Consider the following 15,107-nt stretch of genomic DNA (forward strand, 5'->3'; position numbering starts at 1 on the left):
GGCGGGGGGGGGGGCGTTTCCCGGGTTATTCTTCTCCCCCGCCTTCACCCCCACACGCCGGTGGGGGGTCCCACCTTATCTCACGCGGTTGGCCGTTCGCGCCCGGGTTTTCTTTTGTTGCCCCGCGCTGCTGTCTTGCCTGCTCGGCCTCGACCGGCTGTTCCAGGCCGACCGCGAGGACGGCTCGCTCGATCTGCTGGTGCTCGGCAATGATCGCAACATGCTGGCCTTGACGGTGCTGACCAAATGCCTGGCGCATTGGGCGGGCAGCGTTTTGCCGCTGGTCATCGCCGCTCCCTTGCTCGGCCTGTTCATGAACATGGAGCCGCTCGGCATCGGCGCGACGGCGCTGACCCTATTGGTCGGCACTCCGGCAATCACCTTTATCGGTGCCGCCGGTGCGGCGGTGGCGGTGGCGCTGCCGCGTGGCGGGCTACTGATCTCGGTACTGGTGCTGCCGCTGACCATTCCGGTGCTGATCTTCGGCGTTTCGGCGAGCTATGGCGCGACGGCCAATCCCGACCCGTTTCTGCAACCCTTCCTCATTCTTGCCGCGCTGACACTGTTTCTTGCAGTGCTGGGTCCAGTCTCGGCGGCGCTGGCGCTGCGCCACGGCACGGATTGAGTGACATCAGTCATGGTTTGCGCGACATCAAGGGGTCGCGGCGCAGCGATCCTATAAGTTCGGAGGCGGCGGTGCGGCAGCCGATTGCGAAGCTGCCAGCACGCCGTTATGGGAAGGTATGATCGGGCGAGACGGAAGGATGCGGTTGCAAGGAAGGACGTCGTCGATGGAGCGGCAGCCATGAGCGCGCACGCACTTTATGTGACCGCAGCCTATGGCATCACCGCCGTGGTGCTGATCGGGCTGATCGGCTGGATCCTGCTCGACCAGCGGGCCCGAAAACGCGAGCTCGCCGAACTGGAGGCGGCCGGCGTGCGGCGTCGCTCCGACAAGGCAGCCAAATCATGAGCACACAAACGGAAACGCCGACACCCCGTCGCCGCCTGTTCGTGCTCTTGCCGCTGCTGATTTTCCTCGGCCTGGCCGGACTGTTCCTGTCGCAACTGTTATCGGGGCGCGACGTTTCGGAGGTGCCGTCGGCGCTGATCGGCCTGCCGGCGCCGCAGACCAGCCTGCCGGCGCTCGAAGGCAGCAACCTGCCGGGGCTCGATTCGAAAGCCTTCGCCGGCAAGGTCACATTGGTCAACGTCTTTGCATCGTGGTGCGCGCCGTGCCGCGAAGAGCATCCGGTGCTTTTGGCGCTGTCGCAGGACAAGCGTTTTGTCCTGGCGGCGCTGAACTATAAGGACCAGCCGGAAAACGCCCGCCGGTTCCTCGGCGATCTCGGCAATCCGTTTCAGGCGATCGGGGTCGACGAAGCCGGCCGCGCGGCGATCGACTGGGGTGTCTACGGCGTGCCGGAAACCTTCGTCATCGGCAAGGACGGCAAGATCGCCTACAAGCATGTCGGTCCGCTGACGCCCGAGACGGCGAGGGATCTTTTGCTGCCACAAATTGAAAAGGCGCTGGCGGCACGTTGATATTCAGGTGATGCCGGCCTACGAACGGCGGCTTCCTGCGCTTCCGGTGCTCACGTACCCAAAAGTACGCTCCGCTCCGGTTCTCGGAACCCACCATTCTCGGCTCGGCCTGACCTGAATCTCAACGCGCCTTGGCGGCGCGTATCACGAGAGACTTGAGATCAGCCGTAGATCTGCTTGTGGACCTGGTAGAGCATTTCCGAGCGGTCGGCGCGCATGTCGGCGAGATCGCGGCTGGAAAAGCTGTCGATTTCGGCGACAAGGCGGTTGTAGTGCTTGCGCTTGGCAATGCTATTGCGAGCGCGGGTCATGAGACTGTCGAGGATCATAGCAAGGTTCCTTATGGCGCCGCATTTGCGCGGCCGTTATTCCTCCCTTGATCGATACGAAGCATGACATAGTAATGGTGCATTGCAAAAAGAAGATGTTGCAATGCACCATTGCGTCCAGCGCATAGCCGGTTAAAGCCACATTTACCCGAGTTAAGCCGACTTAACCCAAGTTAACCGCGATCAACCCGCATTCCCTCAATCACGTCTGAAGGAGACCGCGGACGATTTCACGGATCGATCTTGCCATATCGATCGCCGGCTGGCTTGATCCGATCTCACGTGATGCCGGGAGGAAAAGTATGGCGGCCGCAGACTATTATGAAGTTCTCGATCCACGCTTCGCACGCCTGTTCAACGGCAACGCGCAGGTCGAGAAGCTGTTCACCGGATGCCAGTGGGCGGAAGGACCGGCCTGGTTCGCCGCCGGCCGCTATGTCGTCTGGTCCGACATCCCCAACAACCGCATGCTGCGCTATGACGAGACCGACGGCAATGTCAGCGTCTTCCGGCAACCATCCGGCAACTCCAACGGCAATACGGTCGACCGGCAGGGCCGGCTGGTGACTTGCGAGCATTCGGGCCGCCGCGTCAGCCGCACCGAGTTCGACGGCTCGGTCACCACCATCGCCGCCAAATGGAAGGGCAAGCGGCTGAACTCGCCCAACGACGCGGTGGTGAAGTCGGACGGCTCGATCTGGTTCACGGATCCGAGCTACGGCATCGACACCGACTATGAAGGCGACAAGGCCGACAGCGAAATCGGCGCCTGCCATGTCTACCGGGTCGATCCCGGCACCGGCGACGTCGAAGCCGTTATCACTGACATGGTCAGGCCCAACGGGCTGGCTTTCTCGCTTGACGAGAGCAAGCTCTATGTCGCCGACACCGGCCGCACGCATGGCGCGCAGAACCCGGCGCATTTGCGGGTGTTCAATGTCGGCAAGGGCGGCAAGAAGGTGTCGGGCGAAAAGATCTTCGCCGACTGCACCGCCGGCCTGTTCGACGGCTTCCGCCTCGACGAGGACGGACGCATCTGGACAAGTGCTGCCGACGGCATCCATTGCTACGATCCGGACGGCACGCTGATCGGCAAGATCAAGGTGCCGGAGGTGACCGCCAATTGCGTGTTCGGCGGCAACAAGCTGAATTGCCTCTACATCGCAGGCACGACCTCGCTCTACATGGTGCGGCTCATGGTCAACGGCGCCAAGACCTATTGAGACTGTTTGGAAATTCTACTCTGGCGGCCATCTGATGGCGTTTTCTGCGCTTCCCCGTTCTACTGCGTCAGCGCAGTAGAACTGAGCTCACGGACCCAAATGTCCGCTGCGCTCCGGTTCTCGAAACCACCACCATATGACTCGCCAGAGCGAATTTCGAAACAGTCTCATACCGACAGTCAACAAATCGAAGGGGAGGACGTCATGCCATTCGTCAACATCCGCATCGTCAAGGAAGTGATCGCCGCCGATCCGGCGGGCAAGAAGGCGGATATCGCCAAGAAGGTCACGGCGGCCATCATGGACGCCACGGGCCTTGGCAATGACGATATCTGGGTGGTCTTCGAGGAGGTCAATGCGCGTGACTGGTATGTCGGGAAGACGGATGTGGAGACATTGAGGGGGAAGAAGTAGTTCGAAGGCATGGCGGCCCAGCCCCACGCCTTCGTCATCCTAGGGTCTGCGCCGCGTCGCTGCGCTCCTTGCTCCGCCCTAGGATGATGAAGCGCGGTGATGGCCGCTCAGCATCAACGCGCGCGAATGAAATCCGCGAAAGCATTCAGCGCATCATGCATCGCCAGCCGTTTTTTTGGCTCGGCCAGAATGGCTTCCACCTCCGCCGGCTTCTTGCCGAGCAGGGCAATCTCCAGCACATCGTCGCAAAGCGCGAACGACATGGTGTGCATGATCTCGGCCAATGCGGCGCGGGCAAACAGCGAGCGTGGCGAGGCGTGCACCAGCATGGCGGGCTTGGCGACGGCGGCGTCGCGCGAGACCAGCCAGTCGAGGGCGTTCTTCAGTACGCCGGGCACGCCGTGGGCATATTCGGGACAGGAGATGATAACGCCGTCGGCACGGGTGACGGCGTCGATCAGTTCGGCGGCTTCGAGCGGCGTCCGCTCGCCCTCATCGTCGGGATTGAAGATCGGCAGACGGCCAAGCCCGTCATAGATGGCGATGCGACAGCCGGTCGGCGCATTGCACGCCAGTGCCGCGATCAGGGCCGAATTGGTGGAGGCCGCCCGCAGGCTGCCGGAGATGGCAAGGATGTTCAGCAAGGCAGGAAACCGGGCGGACGAATCGTCGTCCGAAAAACCTACCACATCGTCTGCTTATATTCCTCATCGAGCCAGCGGTCGGTCGCCTCGGCCGAATCGGCAACCGCCAACTGATCGCGCAGGATTTGGCCGAGCGTCGGCAGCGTCGCGCGGTCGTACCAGGTCTCCGGCTTCCACAAATCCGAGCGCATGAAGGCCTTGGCGCAATGCATGTAGGCGGCCTTGACGGTGACCACGACGACGCTTTGCGGTTCCTTGCCGTCGATGGCAAGCCGCTCGCGAAGGCCCCCGTCGACGGTGATGCGGGCCTCGCCGTTGACGCGCAGCGTCTCGTTCATGCCGGGAATGAGGAAGAGCAGTCCGACCGAGGATGGAGGAGGATGTTCTCCAGCGTGTCGAGCCGGTTGTTGCCGGGTCGGTCCGGAATGGCGATGGTGGTGTCGTCGAGCACGGCGGCAAAGCCCGGTTTGTCACCTTTCGGCGTCACGTCGGCATTGCCGGCGCCGTCGGATGAGCCGATCAGCACGAACGGGCTCTTGCCAATGAAGGAGCGGCAATGGCCGTCGAGCGCTTTCAATTCCTTACGGATCGAGCCGTCGGTCGGTCGCGGCGTCTTGTAGATCGTCCTCAGTTCGTCGCGCGTGGTGACGAATTCCACGGCCCTCTCCTATTTCCCGGTCTTGTCCTCAAGCGAATGGCGCAGGATCAGCGGCATCTGGCTAAAGGTGAACAGAAGCGTGATCGGCATGATGCCCCAGACCTTGAAGGTAACCCAGGCGTCGGTGGAAAAATTCCGCCACACCACCTCATTGGCAAGGGCCAGGAACAGGAAGAACAGGCCCCAGCGAAAGGTCAGCTTGCGCCAGCCTTCGGCATCGAGGCTGAAGGCCGAATCGAAGACATAGCCAAGCAGCGACTTGCCGAAGTAGAGGCCGCCAAGCAGCACGCCACCGAACAGCGTGTTGACGATGGTCGGCTTCATCTTGATGAAGATGTCGTCCTGCAGATAGAGCGTCAGCGCGCCGAAGATGAAGACGACGACGCCCGACACCATCGGCATGATCGGCAAGGTGCGCATCAGCAGCCATGAGGCGATCAGCGCGATTGCCGTGGCGGCCATGAACAGGCCGGTGGCGACGAAGATCGGGCCGCCGAACTCGGCCAGGACAGGGAATTTCTGCACTAGCCAGGCGCCGCGCGCATTGGTGAAGAAGAACACCATCAACGGCCCCAGCTCCAACACCAGCTTGAGCAGCGGATTGACGCCTTCCTTCTTTTGTTTTTGCGGATCGGACGGATCGCGTTCGAGAATGGGTGGGTTCATGGAAGCTCTTTCTTACGCAGGATCCGATCCAAAAAGGCTGCAACTTTTTGGGACATGCTTGTTAGGCAACTCCAGCGATCGCCCTGGCGAATTCGCTTGCCGAGAACGGTTCGAGGTCGTCGACCTGTTCGCCGACGCCGATGAAATAGACCGGCAATTTGTGCTTCGCCGCGATCGCCACCAGAATACCGCCGCGCGCCGTGCCGTCCAGCTTGGTCATCACAAGGCCGTTGACGCCGGCGACATTGCGGAAGATTTCGACTTGGTTGAGTGCATTCTGGCCGGTGGTGGCATCGACCGTTTGCAGCACGGTGTGCGGCGCTTCCGGATCGAGCTTGCCGAGCACGCGGACGATCTTTTCGAGCTCCGCCATCAACTCGGTCTTGTTTTGCAGGCGGCCGGCGGTGTCGATGATCAGCACGTCGGAGCCGGCGTCCTTGGCCTTCTCGAAGGCGTCATAAGCGAGGCCGGCGGCATCGGCGCCGAGCTTGGAGGCGATGACAGGCGATTTCGTCCGCTCGCCCCAGATCTTCAACTGCTCGATCGCGGCGGCGCGGAACGTGTCGCCGGCGGCGAGCATCACCGACAGGCCGCCATCGGTGAGCTTGGCGGCAAGCTTGCCGATGGTCGTGGTCTTGCCGGTGCCGTTGACGCCGACCACCAGGATGACATGCGGCTTGTGCGAGAGATCGAGTTCCAGCGGCATGGCGACGTGGGTCAGCACCTTCTCCACCTCGGCCGCCATGATGGTGCGAACCTCGGTGTCGGAGACATCCTTGCCGTAGCGGCTGGCGGCCAGCGCATCGGTGACGCGCAGCGCGGTTTCCATGCCGAGATCGGCACGGATCAGCACGTCCTCCAGATCCTGCAGCGTCTCCTCGTCCAGCTTGCGCTTGGTGAAGACCCCGGCAATGTTGCCGGTCAGTTCCTTGGACGAACGGGCAAGCCCGTCCTTCATGCGCTGGAACCATGAGCGCCTCGGCGCCGGCTCCGGTGCCTTCTGCGGCTCTGCCTTCTGCTCGACCTTCCTGGTGACGGTTACCTTGCCAGGAACGGATTTTGGCGCGGGGACGGCCTGCGGTTCGGGCGCGATCTCGGCTATGACCGGCTGCGATTCGATCGGCGCAGGCTGGCGAATGGGAGGTGCGATTTCGGCCGGCGGAGCTTCCGGTTCACTCGCTGCCACGCCTTGTGCAGGTTCGCGCTGCCGCTCACCCTTACCCTCTCCCCGTGAAGGACGGAGCGAGGCGGGCGTCAGCGTTGAGGCTTCTTCTTCGAAGTCTGATGGTGGCTGAGGGGCCGGCGCCGGCGTCGGCACCTCGATCGGAGTTGGTGTCTCTGCCGGTGGAACCTCGACCGGCGGCACCGGCACTTCGACCGGGGCCGGTTCCGGTTGCTTTTCCGGGCGTGACGGAACGATCTCCGGCTCGGCCGGCGCGGGTGGCGGTAGCTCTTGCGGCTGAGGTTTGGGAGCAGGTTCCGGGACGGCGGGAGGTGTTGGTATTTCCTCGGGCGCCGGCGGCTCGGCAGGCGTCTCAGGCGCGGGTTCTTCTTCCGGTTCGGGCTTCGGCAGAGGTTCCGGCGCGGGCGGAACGGTAGGCTCCGGCGCTGGCGGAATCGAAGGTGCCGGTTCGGGCGCCGGCTCCTCGACAGGCGCCGGTTCCGGCGCAGGGATCACCTTCGGCTCGACCGCGGGCGTTGGCGCAGTCTCCGCCTCGGGCTCCAGCTCGTCGCGCTTCAAAAACTCCGGCACGACCTGCTCGGCCGCCGGCTTCAGCGCATCGAGTGCTTCCCACTTGATCGGCGGCAAAGGGGCGGTTTCGTCGACCCGCTCCTCGACCACCTCCTTCTTGCCGAACGAAAATATCTTCTTGAAAAAACCAGCCATGCTTTACGTTTCTCAGGCCGCGCGGGCGGCAAGGGGGGTCGCGATCAGCCGGGCACCATCGTGGCCCGATATATCGGCCCCGATGATTTCGCCCGGTGCGCCCGTGCCGAGTGCGGCAAGCGTAAACCCTTCGGTTCGGCCAAGTCCGTCGCGCTCGATCAGGATCGACTGACGGGTTCCGGAAAGCGATGACAGATGCCTGACATAGGCAGCGTCACCCGCGGCGCGCAGCCGGGCGGCGCGCTGCTTGACCAATTCTCGGCGGAGCTGCGGCATGCGCGCGGCAGGCGTGCCGTCGCGCGGGCTGAAGGGGAAAACGTGGAGATGGGTCAGGCCACACTCCTCGACGATTTTTTCCGAGTTCTCGAACATTTCGTCGGTCTCGGTCGGGAAGCCGGCGATGATGTCGGCGCCGAAGACGATGCCGGAGCGCAGCTTGCGAACGTCCTCGCAGAAGCGGATCGACTGGTCTCGATTGTGCCGGCGCTTCATGCGCTTCAGGATCATGTCGTCGCCCGATTGCAGCGACAGATGCAGATGCGGCATCAGCCTGGGCTCGGTGGCGATGGCGTCGAGCAGATCGTCGTCAGCCTCGATAGAATCGATCGAGGACAGCCGGAGGCGCTTCACATCGGGCACCTGCCTGAGGATGGTTTTTACCAGTCTGCCGAGCTTCGGCGCGCCCGGCAGGTCGGCGCCAAAACTGGTCATGTCGACACCGGTCAGCACGATCTCGGCATAGCCGTTTCCGGCGAGCCGCTTGACCTGGTCGACCACGGCGCCCATGGGCACCGAGCGCGAATTGCCGCGGCCGTAAGGAATGATGCAGAAGGTGCAGCGGTGGTCGCAGCCGTTCTGCACCTGTACGAAGGCGCGTGCGCGGCCCTCGATGGCGTCGACCATGTGGCCTGCGGTTTCGCGCACCGAAAAGATGTCGTTGACGCGCGCCTTCTCGGTGTCGTTGACGCCGAAATCCGGCAGCGCGCGATAGGAGTTCGCCTTCAGCTTCTCCTCGTTGCCGAGCACGAGATCGACCTCGTCCATTGAGGCGAATTTTTCAGGCTCGGTCTGCGCGGCGCAGCCGGTGACGATGATGCGGGCTTGCGGGTTGTCGCGGCGCGCCTTGCGGATCGCCTGTTTGGCCTGGCGCACGGCTTCGCCGGTGACGGCGCAGGTGTTGAAGATCACGGCGCCGCCTTCCAGCGCACCAAGGCCGGCACTTTCGGCCTCGCGCCGCATCACCTGCGATTCATAGGTGTTCAGCCGGCAGCCGAACGTCACCACATCGATGCCCTTGGACACCGGGCTCTTGGACAGAGCGGACATCAGGCCGCGCTTTCGGTGTCGCGGGCCCATGTTCCAGCCGCCGGATCGAAGCTGCCGGAAAATTCCCATTCGGCGGCGCCGGTGAGGATGACGTGGTCATCGTCGCGCCATTCGACATGCAGCGTGCCGCCGCCGGGGGTCAGCAGGCTGACGCTGCGACCGGTCCGGTTGGTGCGGGCGGCTGCGACCACTGCGGCGCAGGAGGCCGAGCCGCAGGCCTTGGTCAGGCCGGCGCCACGCTCCCATGTGCGGATGATCATGGTTTCGGGTGAGGTGACCTGAGCGATGGTGATGTTGGCCCGTTCGGGAAACATCGGATGGTTCTCGAGCAGCGGGCCGAAACGGTCGAGCTCGTAGGACCAGACGTCGCGATCGACCCAGAAGATGGCGTGCGGATTGCCCATCGAGACGACAGAGGGTGAATGCAGCACCGGCGCGTCGATCGGGCCGATCTGCAGCTCGATCATGCGGGTGTCGTGGAATTCCTCGGCCAGTGGAATGTCCTGCCAGCCGAAGCGCGGTATGCCCATGTCGACCGAGATCGAGCCGTCGGCATGTTCGCGCGCGTTGAGAATGCCGGCGACGGTCTCGAAAGTGAAGGTCTTCTGGCCGGTCTCGGCGGCGAGCGCCTGGACAACGCAGCGCATGCCATTGCCGCAGGCCTGCGCGCCGGTTCCGTCGGAATTCAATATGTCGATGAAAAAGGCGGTGCCCGGCGTCCTGGCGTCGTGGATCGCCATGATCTGGTCGAACCTTGTCGCGGCATCCGCGTTCAGCGCGATTGCCGCGGCCGCCGTCACCCGATCGGCACGGCTACGCATGTCGGCAACGATGATCTCGTTGCCGATGCCGTTCATCTTGGCGAATGGGGCGGTGCTGGCCATTGCTCCGAAAATTCCGTGTCCGATTGGCGCTATATGGCGGAAACGGGCAGGAATTACCAGTGCGGAGCCACTTTACGTCACCGCGAAAATGCCGAGTACCATCAACAGGAAGATGATCAGAACGATGCCGATGAGGATGCGCGCACCGGTTGCGGCAGCACCTGCCAGCGCCGGCATGCCGAGCAGGCTCGCCGCCGCGGCGATGATCAGCAAAATGACAATCCATTTGAGCATGGGAATGCCTCGCAAACCGATAGATTTTGAAACCGTATGAAAAACGCGGTTGCCGCGCTTGGGTTCCCGTCGGCTTGCGAGGCCGCTGCCCGTTGACCGACCTAGCCGGCGATCTCGATATCGGTGGTGAAGGGCGCCGTCTTGCTCGAATTCTCGTCATGCATGAGAAAGTCGCACCGGTATTTGCCGGGCGGCAAGCCGTCGAGGGAGAGGTCCAGCTTGAAGAACAGTTCGCGGTTGTGTGAGCGGGAGGCGACCTGGACACGGCCGACCTTCTCACTTGTCCCGAGGGTCTCGCCGGCCGCTGAAACGACGGTGATGTCGACGGAAAGTGCGATCATGCTGTTGCCAAGACCGTCCGTGCCATAGCCGTAGCCAACAGGCTCCATATAGAGCACGATCTTCTCGCCAGGTTTGTAGATGCGATTGGCACGCTCGCTGTAGATGCCGAAACCGCTTGCGGAATCGACCTGTTTGACATTCTGGACGGTCAGCGGCATCGCTTGCCAGAAGGCTTCCTCCGCGCCGCGGAATTTGTCCAGCGCGCCGGCGCCGTCACCCGACTGCAGCAGTTTTTCGGCCTCGGTGGCGCGGTCGCCGATTTCGCCTGCGAAAGCGCATGGCGTCGAAAACGCCAGCGCCATCAGAACTGCCACGATCGATTTCATCTGAATTCCCCTTTGCCCGTTAGGCTGACCATCTGCGAAAATGACCGGGGCGTAAATGGCCAATGCAGACGTCAGTCGCGCCCGATCTCGGGCACGCTCCAGACCTCGCCGGGCCGCAAGGCGCGAAAGCGCTCTCGTGGGACGCCTTGGTCATCAAGCGCCTCGGTCAGTTTTCGCGCCGGCTCGTCGATCGGTTCGTCGGTGAGCTGGAAAGTGCCCCAGTGGCAGCCGGCGGCGAAAGCGGCGTTGCACAATGTCATGCCTTGCACCGCCTCCTCCGGATTCTGGTGCTGCGGCGCCATGAACCAGCGCGGCTCATAGGCACCGATCGGCAGGATGGCGAAGCGGAAGCCGCCATGTTTCTCGGCCATCAGCCGATAGTTGATGCCGCCGTGGAAGCCGGTGTCGCCGGCGAAATAGAGTTTGCCGTTCGGCGTCCCGACGACGAAGCCGGCCCACAGCGCCATGCGCCGGTCGCGGGCGCCCCGCGCCGACCAGTGGTGCGCCGGCTCGACATGGACGACGACGCCATTGCCGACCTCGACCCTGTCGCCCCAATCGTGCGCCGACAGCCGCATGCCGGGAATCGCATCGCCAATCAGGGTATCGTTGCCGAGCGGAGTGAGCACCAGCGGGTCGTGGCCGGCCTTCAGCCGCTTCAGCGTGGCGAGGTCGAGATGGTCGTAATGATTGTGGCTGACCAGCACGAGGTCGATCGGCGGCAGGTCGGCGAAAGCGATGCCTGGCGGATTGATGCGCCGTGGACCGGCAAAGAAAAGCGGCGACGCGCGCTGCGACCAGACCGGGTCGGTCAGGATGTTCAGACCGGCCGTCTGGATCAGCAAGCTGGAATGGCCCACCATCGTCACATCAAGCGCGGCGCCTTCGACGCTCGCGGCCGGCTTTGCCTGCGGGAAGGGGCTTGGATTCGTCGCCGGCCATTTCGAGCGCTTGCCATTCAACTGCCATTTCAGCAGGTCGGCGAAACGGCCGGGCAGCTGGCCGTCGGGATTGAAGAACAAGGTGCCGTCGAAATGATCGCTGGGCGGGCCGCTATAGTAGCGATTGGCGGCTCTCTTTCTCGCGGCCAATTTTGCGGCTCCGGCAGGTTGCGTCTCCCTGACATAGGCGCTGTGCCTGCTTGCGCAAGCGTGTGACCGCCGAATGCCAGGGGGCGGCCAGTGTCAACCGGGACCTCAGGGCGACGCGCGACAGTGGCCCGTACCATCGCGATTGCGACAAATTTGCAACAAATCTTGCTGCAAACCGTATTTTAACCATATCGGGTTGAAATTTCGCCACCTTCTCCATCTTGGTGGAGGTGAGATTGTGCGGACGGCTTCCCCCCAGCCGGATCCGACGGAGGTTGGAATGACTTTTTCGAAAACCGGCCTGGTGGCCGTATCGCTGGCCGCGCTCGTTGCGAGCGGCTGTTCGACCTCACGTTTCTCGTCGATGGGCGATCAGCAGCCGGCACCGCTGGAGGCCGCGCCCGCCGGCAAGGTGACCGCGAACCAGCTACCGCCGCCGGCGTCGCCCGGCACCACGGACCCGTCGCAATTCCCGACCGCGCCGGCGAATACGCAGGTGGCCTCGCTGCCGCCGGACGGTACGGCGCCCGCCGGAGCCTCGGATCTCAATGCCGCCAGCGTCGCCGGCGTCTGGAATGCCAGCGTTTCGGGCCAGAGCTGCAAGGTGGCGACGCCGCAGACCAAGTTCGGTGCCGGCTTCCGCGCCGGGCCGCTGCATTGCCCGGCACCGATCGACGGCATCAAGTCGTGGAACGTCGCCGGCAAGCAACTGACGCTTTATGACGAGAATGGCGGTGCGCTGGCGCGGCTCTATTCCTCGGGCGGCTCGAAATTCGACGGCCAGACTTCGAACGGCCAGCCGATTTCGCTTACAAGATAGACATATTTTTCCTGGAAATTGCTCCGGAACGACATGACCGATGCATCTGCGTGACGGCCTCCAGATCCATGCGACCGTCAGGCAGCGTTACGACCATCTGGTGGAAACGGGGGCGATCGAACGCGATCCGCTACAGGAGCGGATCGCAGCTGCGCTTGACCGGCTGACCGATGAGATTTCGGCCAAGCGGCTGGCACAGAAGTCCAGCGCGCTGGGCTGGCTGTTTGCCCGCAAGCGCGGAACGCACGAGGCCGTCAAAGGGCTCTACATCCATGGCGGCGTCGGCCGCGGCAAGACCATGCTGATGGACATGTTCTTCGAGCTTGTGCCGGTACGGCGCAAACGCCGCGTCCACTTCAACGACTTCATGGCCGATGTCCAGGACCGCATCCAGAAGCACCGGCAGGCGCGCAAGAACGGTGACGTCAGGGAAGACGATCCGATCCCGCCCGTCGCCAAGGCGCTTGCCGAGCAGGCCTGGGTGCTGTGCTTCGACGAGTTCTCGGTCACCGACATTGCCGACGCGATGATCCTGTCGCGGCTGTTTTCGGCGCTGTTTGCCAACGGCGTGGTGCTGGTCGCCACCTCGAACGTGGCGCCGGAAGATCTTTATAGAGAAGGGCTGAACCGCCAGCTTTTCCTGCCCTTCATCGGCATTCTGGAGCGGCATGCACAGGTGCTGGCACTCGACGCCGACAAGGACTACCGGCTGGAAAAGTTCGCCCGCATGCCGGTCTATGTCACGCCGGCCGGTGCGGCGGCCGACCAGATACTCGACGAGGCCTGGCAAACCATGACGCGTGGCGTGCCGATTACGGAGACCTCGCTGACCCTCAAGGGCCGGCAAGTGGTCGTGCCGCGCGCAGCAGGCGATGCGGCGCGGTTTTCCTTCGCAGATCTCTGCGAAAGGCCGCTTGGGGCACGCGACTACCTGGCGATCGCCGGGCGCTTTTCGACCATCTTCGTCGACCATGTCCCGGTGCTCGGCGAAGGCAAGCGCAACGAGGCCAAGCGCTTCATCCTGTTGATCGACACGCTTTATGACCATCATGTGCGGCTGGTGATGAGTGCGGAGGCTCCACCGCCGCAGCTTTATCTCGCAAAGCGTGGCGTCGAGGTCTTCGAATTCGAGCGCACGGCATCGCGCCTGATCGAGATGCAGAGCCACGAATGGCTGGAGGATTGGGCGGAGCGGCAGAAGGTGAAGGCGGCGCCAGAAGCGCAGCAGGCGCAGGCGTAGGCTCAGAGACGTAGGTTCCCCTCTTGCATCGTTGACGGTTGGCGAAACCGGCGCGACGATCGATCTCCTTCCTTGAGGGGGAGATGGCCGGCAGGCCAGAGGGCGTTGGTTCGACTGGGCGCGGCACAGATGGCGCCAGCGCTCCACGCGTGACGACCCCCTTCGCCTTTGGCGACATCTCCCCTCGAGGGGAGAGATTTGGTGCCCGCATCACAAGGGCGTCATCTCCGGCATATATAGCCTTCTGATTTCCATGGCGATTGTGTAAATTCCCGCAAGTCGGCTTACAAACTTTGACGTTTACGTAAATCCCAATCACTCTAACCGATTGAAAATGCTCGCCTCAAAATAATCGTTTGAATTTATGCCGCTCCGAGGCTATTGGGTGCGGCGAAAATCTCGCGGGTCCTCACAGCATTCCAGCCTCTTCTTCGACGTGCCATCAAGTCGTTAAAAGATTTGAGACACCGTCACCGACAAAGGGAAAACATCCTGACATGGCACGCAACAAGATAGCGCTCATCGGCTCTGGCATGATCGGCGGCACGCTCGCCCATATGATCGGCCTCAAGGACCTCGGCGACGTGGTGCTGTTCGATATTGCCGAAGGTATCCCGCAAGGCAAGGGGCTCGATATCGCGCAGTCGTCGCCCGTCGATGGCTTCGACAGCCGCCTCACCGGCATCAACGACTATGCCGGTATCGAGGGTGCCGATGTCTGCATCGTCACCGCCGGCGTGCCGCGCAAGCCTGGCATGAGCCGAGACGACCTTCTGGGCATCAACCTCAAGGTCATGGAGCAGGTCGGCGCCGGACTGAAGAAGTACGCACCGAAGGCCTTCGTCATTTGCATCACCAATCCTCTCGACGCCATGGTCTGGGCGCTGCAGAAGTTCTCCGGCCTGCCCAAGAGCCATGTCGTCGGCATGGCCGGTGTGCTCGACAGTGCGCGCTTCCGCTATTTCCTGGCTGAGGAATTCAAGGTCTCGGTCGAGGACGTCACCGCCTTCGTGCTCGGCGGCCACGGCGATTCCATGGTGCCGATGATCCGCTATTCGACGGTGTCGGGCATTCCGCTGCCCGACCTCATCAAGATGGGCTGGACCTCGAAGGAAAAGCTCGACCAGATCGTACAGCGCACCCGCGACGGCGGCGCCGAGATCGTCGGCCTGCTCAAGACCGGCTCGGCCTATTACGCGCCGGCCGCCTCGGCGATCTCGATGGCCGAAGCCTACCTCAAGGACAAGAAGCGCGTGCTGCCGTGCGCCGCGTATCTTTCCGGCCAGTATGGCGTCAAGAACACCTATGTCGGCGTTCCCGTGGTGATCGGCGCCGGCGGCGTCGAGCGCATCATCGAGATCGACCTGAACAAGAGCGAGCAGAAGATGTTCGACAGTTCGGTGGCGACGGTGCAGGGCCTGACCGAGGCCTGCGTCAAGATCGCACCGCAGCTCGCCGCCAAGTAACCCGGAGAAAA

Annotated in this window: 17 protein-coding genes and 1 pseudogene; 8 read left to right on the forward strand and 10 right to left on the reverse strand. The window is 63.1% G+C overall.

Annotation, left to right across the window (positions count from 1 at the left end):
• From ccmB to NKI20_RS28445, 3 genes are all read left to right on the forward strand, one after another.
• On the forward strand, window positions 1-625 hold a 625-nt coding region (gene ccmB / locus NKI20_RS28435), incomplete at its 5' end, for a heme exporter protein CcmB (protein WP_352836706.1).
• A 180-nt stretch (window positions 626-805) separates the two neighbouring features.
• Window positions 806-973: a heme exporter protein CcmD gene (gene ccmD / locus NKI20_RS28440; RefSeq protein WP_352836709.1), complete on the forward strand. Its 168-nt coding sequence runs from the start codon at window positions 806-808 to the stop codon at window positions 971-973.
• Window positions 970-1,545, forward strand: a complete 576-nt coding sequence (locus NKI20_RS28445; protein ID WP_352836713.1) for a DsbE family thiol:disulfide interchange protein — start codon at window positions 970-972, stop codon at window positions 1,543-1,545. Before ccmD ends, NKI20_RS28445 begins: the two co-directional genes overlap by 4 nt.
• A 161-nt stretch (window positions 1,546-1,706) precedes the next feature.
• Here NKI20_RS28445 and NKI20_RS28450 read toward each other — a convergent pair whose 3' ends face one another.
• Entirely contained in the window at window positions 1,707-1,874 is a 168-nt protein-coding gene (locus tag NKI20_RS28450; RefSeq protein ID WP_081738754.1) for a hypothetical protein, read from the reverse strand.
• A gap of 302 nt (window positions 1,875-2,176) precedes the next feature.
• Between NKI20_RS28450 and NKI20_RS28455 the strand changes: the two genes are divergently transcribed.
• Both NKI20_RS28455 and NKI20_RS28460 read left to right on the forward strand, forming a co-directional pair.
• Window positions 2,177-3,097, forward strand: a complete 921-nt coding sequence (locus NKI20_RS28455; RefSeq protein ID WP_352606064.1) for an SMP-30/gluconolactonase/LRE family protein — start codon at window positions 2,177-2,179, stop codon at window positions 3,095-3,097.
• Between the two features lie 204 nt (window positions 3,098-3,301).
• Window positions 3,302-3,511, forward strand: coding sequence for a tautomerase family protein (locus NKI20_RS28460; protein WP_352606062.1), 210 nt, complete (start codon window positions 3,302-3,304; stop codon window positions 3,509-3,511).
• Window positions 3,512-3,624: 113 nt separating this feature from the next.
• Here NKI20_RS28460 and NKI20_RS28465 read toward each other — a convergent pair whose 3' ends face one another.
• The 9 genes and pseudogenes from NKI20_RS28465 to NKI20_RS28505 all read right to left on the reverse strand — a co-directional run bounded on the left by NKI20_RS28465 (window position 3,625) and on the right by NKI20_RS28505 (window position 11,570).
• A complete protein-coding gene (locus tag NKI20_RS28465) occupies window positions 3,625-4,155 on the reverse strand; it encodes an NADPH-dependent FMN reductase (RefSeq protein WP_352836768.1) in 531 nt (176 codons plus the stop codon).
• 38 nt (window positions 4,156-4,193) lie between these two features.
• Window positions 4,194-4,813, reverse strand: a pseudogene (locus tag NKI20_RS28470) (pyridoxamine 5'-phosphate oxidase family protein).
• Between the two features lie 9 nt (window positions 4,814-4,822).
• A complete protein-coding gene (locus tag NKI20_RS28475) occupies window positions 4,823-5,479 on the reverse strand; it encodes a septation protein A (protein WP_352606058.1) in 657 nt (218 codons plus the stop codon).
• A gap of 61 nt (window positions 5,480-5,540) precedes the next feature.
• A complete protein-coding gene (gene ftsY, locus NKI20_RS28480; protein WP_352836718.1) occupies window positions 5,541-7,367 on the reverse strand; it encodes a signal recognition particle-docking protein FtsY in 1,827 nt (608 codons plus the stop codon).
• Window positions 7,368-7,379: 12 nt separating this feature from the next.
• Window positions 7,380-8,693 carry a tRNA (N(6)-L-threonylcarbamoyladenosine(37)-C(2))-methylthiotransferase MtaB gene (gene mtaB, locus NKI20_RS28485; RefSeq protein ID WP_352836720.1) on the reverse strand — a complete coding sequence of 438 codons (1,314 nt, stop codon included), beginning with the start codon at window positions 8,691-8,693 and terminating at the stop codon, window positions 7,380-7,382.
• Complete coding sequence (dapF, locus tag NKI20_RS28490; RefSeq protein WP_352836723.1) at window positions 8,693-9,577, reverse strand: diaminopimelate epimerase; 885 nt, start codon at window positions 9,575-9,577, stop codon at window positions 8,693-8,695. Before dapF ends, mtaB begins: the two co-directional genes overlap by 1 nt.
• A gap of 72 nt (window positions 9,578-9,649) precedes the next feature.
• A complete protein-coding gene (locus NKI20_RS28495) occupies window positions 9,650-9,811 on the reverse strand; it encodes a DUF1328 family protein (protein ID WP_023758912.1) in 162 nt (53 codons plus the stop codon).
• Between the two features lie 101 nt (window positions 9,812-9,912).
• A complete protein-coding gene (locus tag NKI20_RS28500) occupies window positions 9,913-10,479 on the reverse strand; it encodes a hypothetical protein (RefSeq protein WP_352836727.1) in 567 nt (188 codons plus the stop codon).
• 71 nt (window positions 10,480-10,550) lie between these two features.
• Window positions 10,551-11,570 (reverse strand): MBL fold metallo-hydrolase, encoded by a 1,020-nt coding sequence (locus NKI20_RS28505; RefSeq protein ID WP_352606049.1) that lies wholly within the window; start codon window positions 11,568-11,570, stop codon window positions 10,551-10,553.
• A 280-nt stretch (window positions 11,571-11,850) separates the two neighbouring features.
• On the opposite strand from NKI20_RS28505, the gene NKI20_RS28510 reads away from it, so the two are divergent.
• From NKI20_RS28510 to mdh, 3 genes are all read left to right on the forward strand, one after another.
• A complete protein-coding gene (locus NKI20_RS28510; protein ID WP_023758909.1) occupies window positions 11,851-12,390 on the forward strand; it encodes a protease inhibitor Inh/omp19 family protein in 540 nt (179 codons plus the stop codon).
• A gap of 40 nt (window positions 12,391-12,430) precedes the next feature.
• Entirely contained in the window at window positions 12,431-13,630 is a 1,200-nt protein-coding gene (gene zapE, locus NKI20_RS28515) for a cell division protein ZapE (protein WP_352606047.1), read from the forward strand.
• Between the two features lie 497 nt (window positions 13,631-14,127).
• A complete protein-coding gene (gene mdh, locus NKI20_RS28520; protein ID WP_352606045.1) occupies window positions 14,128-15,096 on the forward strand; it encodes a malate dehydrogenase in 969 nt (322 codons plus the stop codon).
• Window positions 15,097-15,107: the final 11 nt, after the last annotated feature.

This window comes from Mesorhizobium sp. M0830 (assembly GCF_040319965.1).
Lineage (GTDB): Bacteria > Pseudomonadota > Alphaproteobacteria > Rhizobiales > Rhizobiaceae > Mesorhizobium.

Bases quoted from the DNA above. Each gene is read 5' to 3' on its own strand.
- dapF (WP_352836723.1), bottom strand. From the start codon at position 9,577: ATGGCCAGCACCGCCCCATTCGCCAAGATGAACGGCATCGGCAACGAG.
- NKI20_RS28445 (WP_352836713.1), top strand. From the start codon at position 970: ATGAGCACACAAACGGAAACGCCGACACCCCGTCGCCGCCTGTTCGTG.
- NKI20_RS28500 (WP_352836727.1), bottom strand. From the start codon at position 10,479: ATGAAATCGATCGTGGCAGTTCTGATGGCGCTGGCGTTTTCGACGCCA.
- NKI20_RS28460 (WP_352606062.1), top strand. From the start codon at position 3,302: ATGCCATTCGTCAACATCCGCATCGTCAAGGAAGTGATCGCCGCCGAT.
- ftsY (WP_352836718.1), bottom strand. From the start codon at position 7,367: ATGGCTGGTTTTTTCAAGAAGATATTTTCGTTCGGCAAGAAGGAGGTG.
- ccmD (WP_352836709.1), top strand. From the start codon at position 806: ATGAGCGCGCACGCACTTTATGTGACCGCAGCCTATGGCATCACCGCC.
- zapE (WP_352606047.1), top strand. From the start codon at position 12,431: ATGCATCTGCGTGACGGCCTCCAGATCCATGCGACCGTCAGGCAGCGT.
- NKI20_RS28510 (WP_023758909.1), top strand. From the start codon at position 11,851: ATGACTTTTTCGAAAACCGGCCTGGTGGCCGTATCGCTGGCCGCGCTC.
- NKI20_RS28455 (WP_352606064.1), top strand. From the start codon at position 2,177: ATGGCGGCCGCAGACTATTATGAAGTTCTCGATCCACGCTTCGCACGC.
- NKI20_RS28450 (WP_081738754.1), bottom strand. From the start codon at position 1,874: ATGATCCTCGACAGTCTCATGACCCGCGCTCGCAATAGCATTGCCAAG.
- NKI20_RS28475 (WP_352606058.1), bottom strand. From the start codon at position 5,479: ATGAACCCACCCATTCTCGAACGCGATCCGTCCGATCCGCAAAAACAA.
- NKI20_RS28495 (WP_023758912.1), bottom strand. From the start codon at position 9,811: ATGCTCAAATGGATTGTCATTTTGCTGATCATCGCCGCGGCGGCGAGC.
- mdh (WP_352606045.1), top strand. From the start codon at position 14,128: ATGGCACGCAACAAGATAGCGCTCATCGGCTCTGGCATGATCGGCGGC.
- mtaB (WP_352836720.1), bottom strand. From the start codon at position 8,693: ATGTCCGCTCTGTCCAAGAGCCCGGTGTCCAAGGGCATCGATGTGGTG.